The following is a 15,988-nucleotide window of genomic DNA, read 5'->3' on the forward strand; positions in this document are numbered from 1 at the left end:
TGTGCTAGCTTGCGCCATTCGGTCCGGCGACCGCCGGCCCGCTCCCAGATGCTTGCTCCGCAGGGACCGCCATGCCGCTCGACACCATCCGCCAGCAGATCCGCGCCAACTACCTGCCCGACGAAGACGCGGCTGTGAAGCGGCTGGCTGCGGCGACAGAACTTTCGGCCGATGACCGCAAAGCCGTCTCGGCCCGTGCCGCGGATCTGGTGCGCGCGGTGCGCGGCTCGTCCGACCCGCGGCTGATGGAGGTTTTTCTCTCGGCCTACGGCCTCTCCACCAAGGAAGGAGTGGCGCTCATGTGCCTGGCCGAGGCACTGCTGCGCGTGCCTGACACCGAGACCATGGACGACCTGATCGCCGACAAGATCGCACCGCATGACTGGTCGGCGCATTCGGGCGGTTCGAGCTCGATCTTCGTCAACGCCTCGACCTGGGCGCTGATGCTGACCGGCCGTGTGCTCGACGAAGGCGAGGGCGGCATTGAAGGCACGCTGCGCTCGATGGTTCGCCGGCTGGGCGAACCGGTGATCCGCAAGGCGGTCGCCGCCGCCATGCGCGAAATGGGCGAGCAGTTCGTGCTCGGCCGCACCATTGCGGAAGCCGTCAAGCGCGGCAAGTCGATGATCCAGAAAGGTTATCTCTATTCCTTCGACATGCTGGGCGAGGCCGCCCGCACCGAGGCCGATGCGCTGCGCTACCTCAAGGCCTATGCCGACGCGATCTCCTCGCTGGATTCAGGCTCCAACGGTCCCGATATCCGCCAGAACCACGGCATCTCGGTCAAACTGTCGGCGCTGCATCCGCGCTATGAAGAGGCACAGAAGGAAAAGATGCTGCCGGTGATGGCCGAGCGGCTGCTGTCGCTGGCGCTGGCCGCACGCCATTCGCGCATGGGCCTCAACATCGACGCCGAGGAGGCCGACCGGCTCGACCTGTCGCTCGATGTCATCGAGCGCGTGCTGGCTGAGCCGGAGCTTGCCGGCTGGAACGGCTTTGGCGTCGTCGTCCAGGCCTACGGCCCGCGCGCGGCCTTCACAATCGACTGGCTCTATGCGCTGGCGAAAAAGTACGACCGCAACATCATGGTGCGGCTGGTCAAGGGCGCCTATTGGGACACCGAGATCAAGCGGGCGCAGACGCTGGGGCTTTCCGGCTACCCCGTCTTCACCCGCAAGGCCAACACCGATGTTTCCTATATGGCCTGCGCTAGGAAGCTGCTTGGCATGACCGACCGTATCTATCCGCAATTCGCCACGCACAATGCCCATACCGTCGCCGCCATCCTGTCGATGGCTGACAACCGTGACGCTTTCGAATTCCAGCGCCTGCACGGCATGGGCGAAGCGCTGCATGAGACGGTGCGCCGGGCCGAAGGCACGCGCTGCCGCATCTATGCGCCGGTCGGCGCGCACTCCGACCTCTTGGCCTATCTGGTTCGCCGCCTGCTGGAGAATGGCGCCAACTCCTCCTTCGTCCATCAGCTCACCGACGAGGACGTCGAGCCGGAGGATATTGCGCGCGATCCGCTCGAGACGGTCGAGAGCCAGGGCCCCGCCGCCAATCCGGCAATCGCTCGTCCTGCGACGATCTTCGGCGCTGGTCGGCGCAACTCGAAGGGGTTCGACATCACCGATCCGGTGACGCTGGCGGCGATCGACAAGGCCAAGGCGGCCTTTGCCGGGCCCGAGCGCTGGCATGCCAAGCCGATGACGCGCGCCGCCGGCTACGGCAAGCAGCGCCCGGTGGTCAATCCGGCAAAGCCTGCCGAGATCGTCGGCACGGTCGCCGAAGCCGCTGCCAAGCAGGTCGCGACCGCGGTGCGCTTTGCTGTGGAAGCGCAGCCGTCCTGGGCGAAGCGTCCCGTTGCCGAGCGCGCCGCCATCCTCAACCGCGCCGCCGACCTCTATGAGGCCAATGCGGTCGAGTTTTTCGCGCTGGCTACAAGGGAAGCCGGCAAGTCGCTGGCCGACGGCGTGGCTGAAGTGCGCGAAGCCGTCGACTTCCTGCGCTACTACGCTGCCGAAGCGGCCAACAACGAAGCGGGCACCGAGGCGCGCGGCGCGATCGTGTGCATTTCGCCGTGGAATTTCCCGCTCGCCATCTTCACCGGCCAGATCGCGGCAGCGCTCGTCACCGGCAATTCGGTCATCGCCAAGCCAGCCGAACAGACCCCGCTGATCGCCTTCCGCGCCGTCGAGCTGCTGCGCGAGGCCGGCGTGCCGGAAGATGTCATCCAGCTTCTGCCGGGCGACGGTCCGTCGGTCGGCGGACCGCTAACTGCGGATCCGCGCATTGCCGGCGTATGCTTCACCGGCTCGACCGAGGTTGCAAAGCTGATCGAGAAGCAACTGGCCGAGACAGCCGCGCCCGACGCCATGCTGATCGCGGAGACCGGCGGTCTCAATGCCATGATCGTCGATTCCACAGCACTGCCCGAACAGGCGGTGCGCGACATTCTGGCATCCGCCTTCCAGAGTGCGGGTCAGCGCTGTTCGGCGCTGCGCGTGCTCTACGTGCAGAAGGATGTCGAGAAGAAGATGCTGGAGATGCTGAAGGGCGCCATGGAAGCGCTCACCATCGGCGATCCCTGGCAGATTTCGACCGATGTCGGGCCGGTCATCGATGACGAGGCGCAGGAATCGATCCGCGAGTATTGCACCAAGATGGGGCTGCAGGGCCGGTTGATTGCCAAACTCGAAGCACCGAAGGACGGCCGCTTCGTTGCGCCGCATGTGTTCCGGGTCAAAGGCATCGAGGAGATGGAGCGCGAAGTGTTCGGCCCGGTGCTGCATGTCGCCAGCTTCGACGCCGACGGGATCGACGCCGTCATCGCCGCCATCAACCGCAAGGGCTATGGCCTGACCTTCGGCCTGCACACCCGCATAGAAGGCCGCGCCCAGCATTTCGTCGACGGCATCCATGCCGGCAACATCTATGTCAACCGCAACCAGATCGGCGCCGTCGTCGGTTCGCAGCCCTTTGGCGGCGAGGGGCTTTCGGGCACCGGGCCGAAGGCCGGCGGGCCGCATTATCTCCGGCGGTTCCGCAAAGGGCCGGAGGCGGGCACGGAGATTGCCGAGGGCCACAAGGTGACTGCGACCGAACTCGCCGACAATCTGCCCGATCCGACGCTTGGCGGCTGGTCGACGCGGCCGGATCGCATCGCCATCTTGAGAAAGCATTTGCGTGGCAAGGGCGCTGCAGCCATCGGCGCTGCAGCCGCCATCGATTTCGGCCAGGTCGACCTGCCCGGACCGACCGGCGAGGCCAACACGCTGTCGCTGTCGCCGCGCGGCCGGGTGCTGTGCCTCGGTCCGGACGCCGAAACGCTGCTTGCCCAGACGATCCAGGCGCTGGCCGCCGGCAATGCGGTGCTGGCCGTGGCGCCGGGCGCGCCGGCAGCACTGTCGGCGCTGACCGGCAAGGGGTTGCCGCTGGCGGCCATAGACGGTCGGCCAGACCCAGTCGAAGCGCGTTCGCTGCGCGTCGATGTCGTCGCCTTCTCGGGCAGGCCCGAGGCGGCGCGGATCGTGCGCAAGGTCATTGCCGACCGCAGCGGGCCGATCGTGCCGCTGGTCAGCGAGGTGCTCAACCCGGCGGCCTATGCGCATGAACGCGCTGTCTGCGTCGACACCACGGCTGCCGGCGGCAATGCCAGCCTGCTCGCGGCGGCCTAGGGGGCTTTTCGCGGCTCGCTTGCCTGCGTCGGGTTGCAAGGGTATGCGCAAGGGACAGAGAGCAACTCGAGCGGGGCAGCCGAACAGATGGAAGACACGTCCCGACCGTTTGAGCTGCCGCGCGTGGCGGTGGTCATCACTTGCTTCAACTATCGGCCGTACGTCGAACAGGCGATCCGCTCGGTGCTTGCGCAGACCTACCGGAATTGGGAATGCGTCATCGTCGACGATGCCTCGACGGACGGCTCGGCCGACCATGTCCGACAGCTTCTAAGGGATATAGACGATCCGCGCCTGCGCCTGTTGGCGCGCACGGAGAATGGCGGCCAGACCGCGGGATTCCGCGGCGGCTTTGCCGCAACCGACGCGCCCTTCGTCGCGTTTCTCGACGCCGATGACGTGTGGCTGCCAGATTTTCTCCTCGCGCATCTGTCCGCCCATCTCAACACGACGCATTCGGCCGCTCTCTCGAGTTCCGATGTGTTCCTTGTCGATGGCGACGGCACGTTGCTGGGCGGCACCTTCCTTGCCTTGCGCAAACCGCGCTCCGGAGCGGATCGCAGCGGCGTCGCCATCGCGCCCGGTGGCTGGCTTGCCGGCATGGCGCCTGGGATCGCCTACGCATCGGAGCATCCGGTAACCTATTTCGCACCTGCGGTGACGGGCTGGCTGTGGTCGCAATGCTCGGCGATCATGTACCGGCGTGGCGCGCTGGAACCGGTATTGTCCTTCCCGTTCAAGGCCAAGGTCGGGACGGATTATCTGACGGCGACACTCGCGCACCAGGCCGGCGGCAGCCTCATCCTGTCAGAAGGTCTCGGGCTCTATCGCCTGCATGGCTCCAACCTGTCCACCGGAACTGCCTTTGCTGGCGGCAATGTGCGGCAAACGCCTGCATACAGGAGCTACAGGAGCGTGTTGGCGGCGGATGCCGCAGACTATTTGCTGGCGAATTCTGCCTGGCTCAGCGATCTCAACGGGCGCAATTTCATACCTGCATTCCTGACGCAGCATGTGAGCCAGTTCCCGGAGTTGGCCGGTGATCCGCGGTTGGCGCGCTACCTGACACGCGGACAGCCCTGGCGGCGGCTGCGCCTGCACATTGCCCAGTGGCTTCGGCGACTGGGCGGCCGGAATTCAACCGGAACCTGACGGCATCTGCCCGTCGTCAGATCTCGTCGACGGGTGAAATCTCAATCAGGCCCCTTCGACGACCGAAAAGCCTTCGAACTGCGGATGGCCGAGATAATGCACCTTCGAGGTGCCGGTGTTGCGATGGGCGGCGCGAAAATTCTCGGATTTGGTCCAGGCGACGAAATCCTCATGGCTTGCCCACACCGTGTGCGAGGCAAACAGCGTGTAACCCTCGGCCTCGTTGACCGGGCCGCGCAGCAAGTGGAATTCCCTGAAGCCTTTCATCTCCGAGAGGCTCGAATCGCGGTTCTTCCAGACATCCTCGAAGGCGGTCTCCGAGCCATTCTGGACCTTGAAGCGGTTCATGGCGATGTACATTGGCTTCCTCTCGAATTGGTGGACGATGCCATTTGGCGAAGGTCTACAAGCTGTTTAAAACGGACCGATCCGCGCCCTGAACACCCAACTTGATAATCCGGTCTCGGGTGGAATGGGCGGGAACGGGGCTTGCTGGCGCACCAGTTTCAAAGCGAATTGGTCTAGCTCGGCAGACCCTGAACTTTCGACAAGCTGCAAGTCGCTGACGCTGCCGTCGGCCATGACGACGAAATAGACCCTGGCATTGTTGCGAGCCTTGGCTTGAACCGCCTTCGAAACGTGGCGGTTGGCGCGGACAAGCTTGTTCTGAACTTCAACGCTGTAGCCGGATTCCATCGAATTGCCCGCCGCGCTCTGTTTTCCGCCTTTGCTGGCAACCGCCGTTGCCTCGCGCTCCTCGCCATCTGCCGTGCCGCCAGTCTCTCCCGATATTGGTGCGCCCGATATTGATGTACTTGGCCTCGGGCTTGGGACTGGTGGCCTCGCGGCAGGCAATTCAACGGCAGGCTGATTGGCGGGAGATGCCTCCGAACTCTGCGTTTGAACCGGTGACGGTGCAGGCGTCTCAGCCTCTGGGGCGACACTTTGATCATCCGGGATGGCGGCCGTTGGTGCATCGGGAGCGACGGTTGCCTGGTTGGCAGATTCCGGCGCAGATTTGGGCGCCGCCGGCTCCTCTACGGCTTGAGGCGCCTCGGTTTGCGGCGTGGGTTGGACGGGCTTGGCCGGCTGCGGATCGGTTACCAGGGTAACATCCACCGCGTCGGGTACCGGGTTTTGCAAAGCGGTGCCGAGGACGTCTGCGCCTGATCGATCGGCGCCTTCGGCCTGTATTGCCTTCCCGGTATCAAATGTCCCGGCGGGTGCGACCATGAACGCCGCTGCGGCAGCGGCATGGAGCAGGCAGGACGCGACGATCGCCACAGTCCATTTGCGGTCCGCGGCCGCCGGCTGTACGAGCTCGTCCATTGTTATCGCCGGTTCGTTGCCGGCGTCGGGGAGGGGGGTGATGTCCTGCATGGTTCGCGGCGAGACCTGCCGCGAGCGCGGCGGGATTGTCAAATCAAGATCGGTTGCCGGCCATAACGGCGGAGCTGCGACGGGTCGTGTCGCATTGTCGTGCAGGAAGGCGGGATGCAGACCCACCTCAAACGCCGAATGCGATACCGGTCTTGGTCTGCGTCTTCAGGCCGCGCATGCAGGCGCCCGGTTCGACGCCGGCGCATTCGGTGGCGCTGTTGATCAGCACGCGGCTGAGTTTGGTGCAGTCGGTGCCGGCGAGGTCGAAGCGGATCACCTTGGTCTTGCCGGCCGGCAGGTCCTTGAAGTCGAGCACGCTCAGGCGGTCGACAATGCCGGCCTCGTTGAACAGCGCGATCTCGAATGCCGCCTTGGAAAGATCGGCGCCGAGCGCATTGTTGACGACGAAGGTCAGGCGGCAACCCTTTTCGGAGGGCTGCGCGGCATTGAGCTCGAGGCTGAGTTGCGGAGCCGGCGCGGACTGAGCCCACGCCGGCATCAAGCCAAGCGACATCGCCAGCGTCGAGGTCAGGAGCCGAAGCGATGCCGTCAAACTTGTCATGGGTGTCAGCCTCCAAAGCGCATGGTTGCGGCCAGCTTCAGCGTGATGCCGGGTTCATAGATGACGGCGGTGGTGCCGCCGTTCAGCGGGTTGGTGTATTTGACGTCGAACAAATTGTCGGCGCGGAAGTCCACCTTCAGATTGTCGGTGGCCTGGTAACTGGCGAAGGCGTTGACCAGAGTATAATCCTTGGCCACGGGGTTGCCCTTCGGCTTGCCGTTGTACTGCACCTCGCCGCCGACGGTCAGCTTGTCCTGAAGGAAGCGGAAGCCGAGCTGCCCGGTGACCTGCGAGGACGGGATGGTGGCAAGGTCGGCGCGCTCACCTTCATCGGAGATGGTGTGGCCGTTGGTGATCGAGGCGGAGAGCCCGGCATAACCCCAGGCGGCATCGTAGACGCTTTCCAGTTCGAAGCCGTTTATCTTGGCCTGGGCGACGTTCTGGTACTGGAAGCAGATCGGAATGCCGGGGCCGAACGGGCAGCCGCTGGTCGGGTCGAATGCCGACAGCGTGACGCCTTCGATGTAGTCGTCGACATCGTTGTGGAAGTAGGCGGCCTTGAGCCGGAACGCGTCGCCGGCCTCGATAAGGTCGTCCAGCTTGTAGTTGACGCCGAACTCGGTGGTCTTGCCGGTTTCAGGCCGCAGGTTTGGGTTGGGCAGGAACGGGAAGGTGACGCCTGCCGGATGGTTGCCGCTGATCAGCGTTTCGGTCAGCGACGGCGAGCGGTAGCCTTCCGCGTAGGTGCCATAGAACTGCAGGCCCGCCAGGCTGGCGCTTTCGAAGGGCGTGACACCAACGGTGATGCGCGGCGACAGCCTGGCGCCTGAGGTTTCGTTGTCCGAATCCTTCAGGCTGTAATTGTCGTAACGCAGACCGGTGATGACCTCGAGCCAGTCCCAGCTCAGCCTGTCCTGGATATAGGCGCCCGAAACGTTGCGCTTGCCCGACGGCGTATAAAAACTGTCGCCGCCCGACGTGCCGCCGGTCTCGACATCGTCGCCGACCCAGTCGCCGCCATAAGTCAGCTCATGCGAGATGCCGGCGGTCTCGAAGCGCGACGTGTTCCAGATGTCGATGCCGGTCGTGCCGACACCGAAGGTCGACGTTGAGCCTGCCGGAAGCACGACGGGAAGACCGGTTACCGGATCGAAGCGGTTTTGCGAAACAAGCGTGGTGAGGTCGAGATTGGTCTTGTTGTAGGAGGCGTTGATGTGGAGATCGAGCCAGCTCCTGGCGTCGTCAGTGATGTTGTAGCGGGCGGTGAAGGTGTTCGACTTCAGGTCGACGTCGTTGGCCGGCACGCCGCCGCTGGTTTCCGTCCAGCCGTCGCTCGAGCCGACCCAGCCGAGCTTCAATTCGCTGTTCTCGCTCGGGCGGATTGTGGTCTTGAGCAGGCCGCTCAGCAGGTCGAAGCCGGTGCCGTCGACGGTGTCGCCGCTGCCATTCTTGTAGTCGCCGTAGTCGCGGTAGACGATGTTGCCCAGCACATCCAAATCGTCGTTGAATTTGTAGGCGCCGCTGGCACTGGCGGTCCAGCCCTTGCCGTTGCTTTCATAGCGCCCGGTGACGGAGCCGGCCCAGGTTTCGCCCGGTCTGAGGAAATCCACCGCATCCTTGGTGTCGAAGAAGACGACGCCGCCAATGGCGCCGGAGCCGTAGGTGTTGGCGGTCGGTCCGCGAATGACGTCAACGGATTTGATGAGCTCGGGATCGACATAGAAGGTCGACTGCGTGCCGTGGTCTGAGCGCTGGAAATTCTGCCTGGCACCGTCGATGATGACGGCGACGCGACCGAAATCCTGCAGGCCGCGGATGTTGATGCTGGAGCTGACGCGTCGCGCATCGGCCTGCACGGCGACACCAGGCACACCGAGCAGCATTTCGTTCGGCGTCGTCGCCATGCGGCGGTCGAGCTGTTCCTGGTCGACATGGCTGGCTGAGGCCAGCGATTCGATTGCCGTCTTGCCGGTGCGGCTGATGACGAGGATCTTGTCCAGCAGGGTCGCGCCGGCGGGCGCCGGCTTGGTGTCCTCGGTTTTCCTGGTCTGGTCGGCCTGGTCAGCGGCCGGCTGAGCGCTGGCCGGCGATGTCAGCAGCGCGATCGTCGCTGCCCCCGCAAGCAAGGCTGCCATTGCCTTTGCCATAGGCCGATGCACCGGATCGGCGTTCGCCAGACCCAGTCGTCCACAATTTCCCAAGCCCATGCCCCAACTCCAAAATTCCAGGTTCGATGCTGGCTGGCTTGGTGCTCGCTGGCATTTTTCATTCTGTCCGGCGTCTTAAATGTTGACACATTTGGTCCGGTATTGCACTGACTAATAAACATGATGATTAAAGTCAAGAAATGAATCGGCATTTGCAACGCCTAGCCAGTTGCCCGGCACAGGAAAGGGATCGAAAGAGATGAACACCCACAATCCCAACGACTTCCGTTACCGCGTCCGCCGTTCCGAGGAGACGCCGACCCGCTTCGACCGGGTGCCGCTGGCGGTGCGGACGCTGTCCTCCAACACGCTGTTCCAGGGCGAGCACGAGATTGGCATCGAGCACCATGGCGCGCTCTATCGGCTGAAGATCACCCGCCAGGGCAAGCTCATCCTCAACAAGTGATGAAACAGCCAGGCAGGCCAAAACGCCAGGCAGGACAGGTAAGCAGGACATGGACCAGCGCGTAAAACCCGCACCGCATGAAATCCGGCGAGCGCGGGCAGACAATCCGAAAGCGCGCGAGCGCGATCTTGCCGCCGAGCTCGGTATTTCCGAAGCCGAACTGGTCGCCGCGCATTGCGGCGACGGTGTCGTGCGCGTCGAGCCCAGGGTCAACGATCTGCTGACCGGCCTCGATGCCGTTGGCGAAGTGATGGCACTGACCCGCAACGAAAGCGCGGTGCACGAGAAGATCGGGGTCTACGACAAGGTTGTCACAGGTGCGCACAATGCCATGGTACTGGGCGAAAACATCGACCTGCGTATCTTTCCAAAGGTCTGGGCGCATGGCTTTGCCGTCGAGAAGCGCGACGGCGGCGACATCCGCCGCAGCCTGCAATTCTTCGACGCGGCCGGCGATGCGGTGCACAAGGTGCATCTGCGGCCGGCGTCCAATCTCTATGCCTACCAGAAGCTCGTGGCCGCACTCGAATCGCCGAACCAGGAGGCGACTGTGTCTATCGCAGGCCTGGCCGACGACGACGCGGAGACGTCGGGCGTTGCCGCAGACACCGACGATCTGCGTGACCGCTGGAGCCGGCTGACCGACGTCCACCAGTTCTTTGGCATGTTGAAAACGCTGAAGCTCACCCGCCACCAGGCCGTGCGCATGGTCGGCCAGGACTATGCCTGGCTGCTCGACAATAACGCCATCGGCGCCATGTTCCACCATGCCGCCGCCGACGGCATGCCGATCATGTGTTTTGTCGGAAACCGAGGCTGCATCCAGATCCATTCCGGTCCCGTCAAGTCGATCAAGCCGATGGGGCCGTGGATCAACGTCATGGACGAGACGTTCCACCTGCATCTGCGCACCGACCACATCCAGGAGGTGTGGGCGGTGCGCAAACCGACCAAGGACGGTCATGTTACCTCGCTCGAAGCCTATGGCGCCGACGGCAAGATGATCATCCAGTTCTTCGGCAAGCGCCATGAAGGCGAGGGCGAGCGCGACGACTGGCGGTTCCTTGCCGAGAACCTGCCGCGCATTCCAAGCCCGACCGCAGCCTGAGGAAACGACGATGATTTCACTGTTCAGGACGCTTGCCGCGGCCATGGGCCTGTCGCTGTTTATTGCCGCCCCAGTGCCGGCCAGCGAGAACGTGGCCGTGTTTGCCGACACGTCGCGGATCGTGGCGATCGGCGGTTCGATCACCGAGATCGTCTACGCGCTTGGCGAGGAAGGTCATCTCGTCGCCCGCGATTCGACCAGCCGCTACCCCGCCGCCGCGGTCGCGCTGCCCGACGTCGGCTATATGCGCCAGCTGTCGCCGGAAGGCGTGTTGTCGGTCAATCCTTCGGGCATTCTGGCGCTGCATGGCAGTGGGCCGAAGGAAGCGGTCGATGTGCTGAAAAAGTCGAGCGTTCCGTTCATCGACGTGCCCGAGCATTACAGCCATGACGGCATCCTGGAAAAGATCCGCATCGTCGGCAAGGCGCTTGGCGTCGACGCCAAGGCCGAGACGCTGGTGGCTGAGACCGACGCCAAGCTGAAGGCGGCCGAGAAGCAGACGGCGTCGATCAAGCAGCGCAAGCGCATCCTGTTCGTGCTGTCGATCCAGGGCGGCAAGATCCTGGCCGCCGGCACCGACACCGCCGGTGATGGCATCATCAAGCTCGCCGGTGCGGTCAACGCCGTCGAAGGTTTTTCCGGCTACAAGCAGATGTCCGACGAGGCCATCGTAACCGCCAGGCCGGACGTGATCCTGGCGATGAAAAATGCCGGACCGCCGATTGCGGAGGCCGAGCTTTTCGCCATCCCGTCGATCACCTCGACGCCGGCGGGTGAAGGCCGCAAACTGATCCTGATGGATGGCAGCTATCTGCTCGGCTTCGGGCCGCGCACGGCCGATGCCATCCACCATCTCGCAGTCTCGCTCTATTGCAGCCAGGTCACGGACTGAGCCGATGGTGGATCAGTCGGTCGCCGGCGCGGCGCGCAAGATGGCCGAGGGCGATCGTTCCGGGCGCGCGCGCCTGGTTATTTTGCTCCTGTGCGTGGCCCTTGCCCTTTCGCTGTTCCTGTCTCTGAGGTCGGGCGCTTCCGATGCATCGGCCGTCGGTGTCATTCGTGACTGGCTAACCGGCGCCGTGCCGGCCGACGCCGCGCTTGGCGCCCGCGACCGGCTGATCGTCTACGACATCCGCATGCCGCGCGTGCTGCTCGGCGTGGTGATCGGTGCGGCGCTGGCCGTATCGGGCGCGGTCATGCAGGGCCTGTTTCGCAATCCGCTCGCCGATCCCGGCCTGATCGGCGTTTCAGCCGGTTCCAGCCTCGGCGCCGTCGCCGTCATCGTGCTCGGCACAACATGGCTGGCGCCGCTCACTTTGGCGCTCGGCGGCATGGCCTTGCCGCTCGCCGCTTTCTGCGGCGGCCTTGCGGTCACGCTGGTGCTCTACCGCGTCGCCACGCGGCAGGGGCGCACCTCGGTCGCCACCATGCTGCTTGCCGGCATTGCGCTCGCAGCCCTTGCCATGGCGCTGACCGGTATCCTGATTTTCATGGCCGACGACCGGCAGTTGCGCGACCTGACCTTCTGGCAGCTGGGCTCGCTTGGCGGCGCGACCTGGCCGAAGATCGCTTCCGTCGGGCCGATCATCGTGCTGGCGCTTGCGGCAATGCCGTTCCTGGCCAAAGGCCTCAACGCCCTGGCGCTCGGCGAGGCGACGGCCGGACATCTCGGCATCCCGGTACAGCGGCTGAAATACACCGCGATCGTCGGCGTCTCGGCAGCGGTCGGCGCCTCTGTCGCAGTCAGCGGAGGCATCGGTTTTGTCGGCATCGTCGTGCCGCATCTCTTGCGGCTGCTGATCGGTCCGGACAATCGCTATCTCTTGCCGGCATCGGCGCTGCTCGGCGCCTCGATGCTGCTTCTTGCCGACGCAGTTGCCCGCGTCATCGTGGCGCCGGCCGAATTGCCAATCGGCATCGTCACGGCGATCGCCGGCGCGCCGTTCTTCCTCTGGATCCTGCTGCGCAAGCGCGGCGTAATCGACTTGTGAGGCGGCATGATCGAAGCACGCGATGTCTCGGTAGCGATCGGCGGCAAACGCATCGTCGCTAATGTCGATTTTGTCGCACGGCCGGGCGAGATCGCCGCCATCGTCGGACCGAACGGCTCGGGCAAGACGACTTTCTTGAAGGCGTTGTCGGGCGATCTGGCGTTTGCGGGGACAGTGGCTGTCAACGGGCGCGATCTCACGGCGATGAAGCCGGTGGAGGCCGCCACCGTGCGTGCCGTGCTGCCGCAGGCCGCGACGCTGTCCTTTCCCTTCACCGTGCACGAAGTGGTCAGGCTCGGCCTTATCGGCGGCCGTTCCGGCGTTCTGCCGGGCGAAGATGATCGTCTGCCCGAGCGGGCGCTGGCGCGGGTCGACCTCGACGGCTTTGCCGGCCGGTTCTATCAGGAGCTTTCGGGCGGCGAACAACAGCGTGTGCAGCTGGCGCGCGTGCTGTGCCAGGTCTGGGCGCCGGTGCTGGACGGCAAGCCGCGCTATCTCTATCTCGACGAGCCGGTCTCCAGCCTCGATATCAAGCACCAGCTGATCATCATGAACATCGCCCGCGATTTCGCCCGGCGCGGCGGCGGTGTGATCGCCATCCTGCACGACCTCAATCTGACGGCCATGTATGCCGACCGGATTTTCGTGATGCATCGCGGCCGGCTCGCCGCCGACGGTTCACCGCAGGAGGTGCTGAGCGACGATCTGATCGAAAAGGTGTTCGATTGTCGGCTAAGGGTCGGTGTGTTGCCGGCGGCGAACATGCCGTTCGTCTTGCCGCAGTCAGCCGCCTAAAAGCGCGTCGCGTTTGAACGGACTCAGGCGACGCGCTTTAGGTCTTTGTCTTTATGCATGTCGTTGTCTCAAAACCGGGGCCACTTTTGAGCGACATGCACTAGAAACTCAGGCGGCCGGAGCTCGCTGGACCAGCATGTCGATGCCGAGCAAATGACGCACATTCGGGCGCGCCGCCACCATATCGGCGATAGTGTAACGGGAAAGCACGGCAAAGAAGGCGTTGAGCGCCTCGCGCAGCGCCGAATTCAGCTGGCAGCTGTCGACCAGCGGGCATTCGGCGGCGTCGTTTTCGAAGCACTCGGCCATGGCGAAGCTCTCTTCGGTCACCCGTACGACGTCGAACAGGCTGATCTGCTCGGCGGGGCGGCCGATCCTCACGCCGCCATTCCTGCCGCGCACCGTCTCGACCAGGCCATGCTCGACCAGCGGCTGCAGGATCTTGAACAGGAAAAGCTCCGACACCGAATAGGCGGCCGCAATCTCGGGGATGCGGCTCAGGCGATCGTTGTTGGCGGCGCAATACATCAGGATGCGCATGGCGTAGTTGGTCTGGCGCGTCAGCCGCATTTCATTCCTCACCCGAGTGCTGGCGCGCTGGAATTGCACCAGATTTTAGATTGTGCTGGTGCGGCTTTCTCACCCGGAGTTTCGGATTCGCCCACACTGGCCTGATCGGAATATGGCCTATACCTTGGAACAATTCCAGACTGGGATTGCATGATAGATGAATATTCTTGTCAACTTTGCGTGCGAAACCGGCAATTCCCGGACGAAATCGGCCCATCCGATCATGCTACGGGCCCAAACACCCCCTAAATAGCCCATGCCAGATAGCCAAGAGATCGATGAGGAGCGGCGTATCATGTCCCAATCGGCTTCGTCCCTGGCGCCTGGCGGTTTTGATGCCGAGACGGGCGCCAAGCTTTTCGCGTTGCGGCGGACAAAGTTCCTCGCCACGGCTGCGCTGGTGCTTTGCGTCGTGGTTTTTGCCGTGGCCAAATCGTCCGAGGCCAAGTATCCGTGGCTGGGCTTCGTGGCGGCCTTCGCCGAGGCGGCGACCATTGGCGGCCTGGCCGACTGGTACGCGGTGGTGGCGCTGTTCAAGCGGCCGCTGGGCCTGCCGATCCCGCACACCGCCATCATCCCAGCGAACCAGAACCGCATCGCCGATAATCTGGGCCGCTTCATCGAGGTCAATTTTCTGGCGCCGGAGCCGGTGCGGGAAAAGCTGGCCGAGGTTGATTTTGCAGCACTCGTCGCCGACTGGCTGACTGACGCCGAACGCTCTGCCGGCCTGTCACGCTTCGTCGTACGGCTGGTCCCGCAGACGCTTGCGGCGATCGAGCAATCCGGCCTGCGCGGCTTCGTCACCAGCCGCATGCTGGAGCAGATCGACAAGGTGCCGCTGGCGCCGCTCGCGGCCGAATTGCTGTCGGCACTGACCGACGACCGCCGCCACCAGAAACTCTTCGACGAATTCACCAGGGTGATCGGCCGGTTCCTGAACGATGAAGAGGCGCTGGCGACCATGCGCGAGAAAATCCGCGAGGAATTGCCGTCGCTGTTCAACCTGTTCAGAGCCGACGCCTATCTGCTGAAGAAGATCGTCGCTTCCGCCGGTTCGCTGCTTGACGAGGTGCGGGCCGACCCCGACCATCCGATGCGCGCCGAATTCGACCGTTTCGCGCACAGCTTCATCGAGCGGCTCAGAACCTCGAAGCAATACGCCAAACGGGCCGAGAAGCTGAAACGCGATTTCCTGGCGCGGCCGGAAGTGAAGTCGCTCGCCGGCGACATGTGGCAGAGCCTCAGCCTGTTCATCGAACAGGACGCCAAGGCGGAGAATTCGATTGTTCGCGCGCATCTCGCCAACATGTTCGTCGAGGTCGGCCGTCATCTCTCAGGCGATCCGCAGATCAGGGCCGACATGAACCAGGGCTTTGTCGTGGCGCTGTCGTCGTTCGTCGAGAGCCAGAAGAGCGGTGTGTCGACATTCATCGCCGACCAGGTCAAGCGCTGGGACCTTGCCCAACTGACGAGGCTGATCGAGATGAACATCGGCAAGGACCTGCAATATATCCGCTTCAACGGCATGATTATCGGCGGCCTGGCGGGTATCGTGCTCTACACGGCGGAGAGGCTGTTTCTCGCTGGCTGATGCTGCATTTGCCGCTGAATTGCTTGGGCGTCCGAATGGACACACGGCGCGCGAGTGCTATTGTCCAGAACAGGGTTCAGCATTTGCGACACTGGGGAGCACGAGCAATGGCCAAACAACCCGACTCCGATTCGTTCCTTGACATGTTCAGCCGGTTCGGCCGTGACCTGAAGGTGCCGAATGTCGAGGCGATCCTCGCGCATCATCGCAAGAACCTCGAGGCCCTGGAAAGATCGGCGCGGGCGGGAGCTGCCGGCGCGACCTCATTGTTGTCCAGACAGCGCGAGATGCTGCAGGACACGCTGCGTGAAGTCAGCGACATGGCGCAGAGCTACAAGGCGCCGGGCAATCCCCAGGAACTGATGACAAAACAGGCGGAGTTCGCCAGGAAATCCTTCGAAGCCGCCCTGAAAAATGCCGGCGAAGTGGCCGAGCTGGTCAAGAAATCCGGCACCGAATCGGTCGAAATCCTGCGCAGCCGCATCAAGGAAGCGATGGAGGAAATCCGCTCGGGCTATGACAAGAAGTGACTCTCAACGCAACCAT

General features: G+C 63.9%; 14 protein-coding genes. 9 read left to right on the forward strand and 5 right to left on the reverse strand.

The window, feature by feature from the left end; genetic code table 11:
* The first annotated feature begins 71 nt into the window (after positions 1-71).
* Together putA and NKH22_RS00520 are read left to right on the forward strand one after the other, a co-directional pair.
* Positions 72-3,680 (forward strand): bifunctional proline dehydrogenase/L-glutamate gamma-semialdehyde dehydrogenase PutA, encoded by a 3,609-nt coding sequence (gene putA, locus NKH22_RS00515; RefSeq protein WP_023815476.1) that lies wholly within the window; start codon positions 72-74, stop codon positions 3,678-3,680.
* Between the two features lie 87 nt (positions 3,681-3,767).
* The gene (locus tag NKH22_RS00520) at positions 3,768-4,832 is read left to right on the forward strand and encodes a glycosyltransferase (RefSeq protein ID WP_352908667.1); all 1,065 of its coding nucleotides are present in this window, start codon (positions 3,768-3,770) and stop codon (positions 4,830-4,832) included.
* 45 nt (positions 4,833-4,877) lie between these two features.
* Here the strand turns inward: NKH22_RS00520 and hmuQ are convergent, their stop codons facing one another.
* The 4 genes from hmuQ to NKH22_RS00540 form a co-directional block, all read right to left on the reverse strand.
* On the reverse strand, positions 4,878-5,192 hold the full coding sequence (hmuQ, locus tag NKH22_RS00525) for a heme-degrading protein HmuQ (protein ID WP_023681734.1): 315 nt from the start codon (positions 5,190-5,192) through the stop codon (positions 4,878-4,880).
* A gap of 54 nt (positions 5,193-5,246) precedes the next feature.
* Positions 5,247-6,161 carry an energy transducer TonB family protein gene (locus NKH22_RS00530; RefSeq protein ID WP_352595510.1) on the reverse strand — a complete coding sequence of 305 codons (915 nt, stop codon included), beginning with the start codon at positions 6,159-6,161 and terminating at the stop codon, positions 5,247-5,249.
* A 178-nt stretch (positions 6,162-6,339) separates the two neighbouring features.
* Positions 6,340-6,774, reverse strand: a complete 435-nt coding sequence (locus NKH22_RS00535) for a hypothetical protein (RefSeq protein ID WP_023710743.1) — start codon at positions 6,772-6,774, stop codon at positions 6,340-6,342.
* A 5-nt stretch (positions 6,775-6,779) separates the two neighbouring features.
* Positions 6,780-8,909, reverse strand: a complete 2,130-nt coding sequence (locus NKH22_RS00540; RefSeq protein ID WP_033001122.1) for a TonB-dependent hemoglobin/transferrin/lactoferrin family receptor — start codon at positions 8,907-8,909, stop codon at positions 6,780-6,782.
* Positions 8,910-9,180: 271 nt separating this feature from the next.
* Here NKH22_RS00540 and hemP point away from each other — a divergent pair, with 271 nt between their 5' ends.
* The 5 genes from hemP to NKH22_RS00565 are packed head-to-tail and all read left to right on the forward strand — an operon-like array spanning position 9,181 to position 13,281.
* The gene (gene hemP, locus NKH22_RS00545; protein ID WP_023673860.1) at positions 9,181-9,387 is read left to right on the forward strand and encodes a hemin uptake protein HemP; all 207 of its coding nucleotides are present in this window, start codon (positions 9,181-9,183) and stop codon (positions 9,385-9,387) included.
* Between the two features lie 49 nt (positions 9,388-9,436).
* Positions 9,437-10,495, forward strand: coding sequence for a hemin-degrading factor (locus NKH22_RS00550; RefSeq protein WP_027050318.1), 1,059 nt, complete (start codon positions 9,437-9,439; stop codon positions 10,493-10,495).
* 10 nt (positions 10,496-10,505) lie between these two features.
* Positions 10,506-11,387 carry a heme/hemin ABC transporter substrate-binding protein gene (locus tag NKH22_RS00555; RefSeq protein WP_027050319.1) on the forward strand — a complete coding sequence of 294 codons (882 nt, stop codon included), beginning with the start codon at positions 10,506-10,508 and terminating at the stop codon, positions 11,385-11,387.
* A 4-nt stretch (positions 11,388-11,391) separates the two neighbouring features.
* Positions 11,392-12,486 carry a FecCD family ABC transporter permease gene (locus NKH22_RS00560; protein WP_027050320.1) on the forward strand — a complete coding sequence of 365 codons (1,095 nt, stop codon included), beginning with the start codon at positions 11,392-11,394 and terminating at the stop codon, positions 12,484-12,486.
* A gap of 6 nt (positions 12,487-12,492) precedes the next feature.
* Positions 12,493-13,281 (forward strand): heme ABC transporter ATP-binding protein, encoded by a 789-nt coding sequence (locus NKH22_RS00565; protein ID WP_023825748.1) that lies wholly within the window; start codon positions 12,493-12,495, stop codon positions 13,279-13,281.
* 108 nt (positions 13,282-13,389) lie between these two features.
* On the opposite strand, the gene rirA is transcribed toward NKH22_RS00565, so the two are convergent.
* A complete protein-coding gene (gene rirA / locus NKH22_RS00570) occupies positions 13,390-13,851 on the reverse strand; it encodes an iron-responsive transcriptional regulator RirA (protein WP_023672640.1) in 462 nt (153 codons plus the stop codon).
* A gap of 295 nt (positions 13,852-14,146) precedes the next feature.
* Between rirA and NKH22_RS00575 the strand changes: the two genes are divergently transcribed.
* Together NKH22_RS00575 and NKH22_RS00580 are read left to right on the forward strand one after the other, a co-directional pair.
* The gene (locus NKH22_RS00575; RefSeq protein WP_023691056.1) at positions 14,147-15,442 is read left to right on the forward strand and encodes a DUF445 domain-containing protein; all 1,296 of its coding nucleotides are present in this window, start codon (positions 14,147-14,149) and stop codon (positions 15,440-15,442) included.
* Positions 15,443-15,549: 107 nt separating this feature from the next.
* Positions 15,550-15,972 (forward strand): phasin family protein, encoded by a 423-nt coding sequence (locus NKH22_RS00580; RefSeq protein ID WP_023701714.1) that lies wholly within the window; start codon positions 15,550-15,552, stop codon positions 15,970-15,972.
* The last annotated feature ends 16 nt before the right edge of the window (positions 15,973-15,988 follow it).

This window comes from Mesorhizobium sp. M1252, from assembly GCF_040318265.1.
Lineage (GTDB): Bacteria > Pseudomonadota > Alphaproteobacteria > Rhizobiales > Rhizobiaceae > Mesorhizobium.

Coding starts and splice junctions, on each gene's coding strand:
- hmuQ (WP_023681734.1), bottom strand. CDS start 5,192: ATGTACATCGCCATGAACCGCTTCAAGGTCCAGAATGGCTCGGAGACC.
- NKH22_RS00535 (WP_023710743.1), bottom strand. CDS start 6,774: ATGACAAGTTTGACGGCATCGCTTCGGCTCCTGACCTCGACGCTGGCG.
- NKH22_RS00530 (WP_352595510.1), bottom strand. CDS start 6,161: ATGGACGAGCTCGTACAGCCGGCGGCCGCGGACCGCAAATGGACTGTG.
- NKH22_RS00560 (WP_027050320.1), top strand. CDS start 11,392: ATGGTGGATCAGTCGGTCGCCGGCGCGGCGCGCAAGATGGCCGAGGGC.
- rirA (WP_023672640.1), bottom strand. CDS start 13,851: ATGCGGCTGACGCGCCAGACCAACTACGCCATGCGCATCCTGATGTAT.
- hemP (WP_023673860.1), top strand. CDS start 9,181: ATGAACACCCACAATCCCAACGACTTCCGTTACCGCGTCCGCCGTTCC.
- NKH22_RS00520 (WP_352908667.1), top strand. CDS start 3,768: ATGGAAGACACGTCCCGACCGTTTGAGCTGCCGCGCGTGGCGGTGGTC.
- NKH22_RS00540 (WP_033001122.1), bottom strand. CDS start 8,909: ATGGCAGCCTTGCTTGCGGGGGCAGCGACGATCGCGCTGCTGACATCG.
- NKH22_RS00580 (WP_023701714.1), top strand. CDS start 15,550: ATGGCCAAACAACCCGACTCCGATTCGTTCCTTGACATGTTCAGCCGG.
- NKH22_RS00555 (WP_027050319.1), top strand. CDS start 10,506: ATGATTTCACTGTTCAGGACGCTTGCCGCGGCCATGGGCCTGTCGCTG.
- NKH22_RS00575 (WP_023691056.1), top strand. CDS start 14,147: ATGTCCCAATCGGCTTCGTCCCTGGCGCCTGGCGGTTTTGATGCCGAG.
- NKH22_RS00565 (WP_023825748.1), top strand. CDS start 12,493: ATGATCGAAGCACGCGATGTCTCGGTAGCGATCGGCGGCAAACGCATC.
- NKH22_RS00550 (WP_027050318.1), top strand. CDS start 9,437: ATGGACCAGCGCGTAAAACCCGCACCGCATGAAATCCGGCGAGCGCGG.
- putA (WP_023815476.1), top strand. CDS start 72: ATGCCGCTCGACACCATCCGCCAGCAGATCCGCGCCAACTACCTGCCC.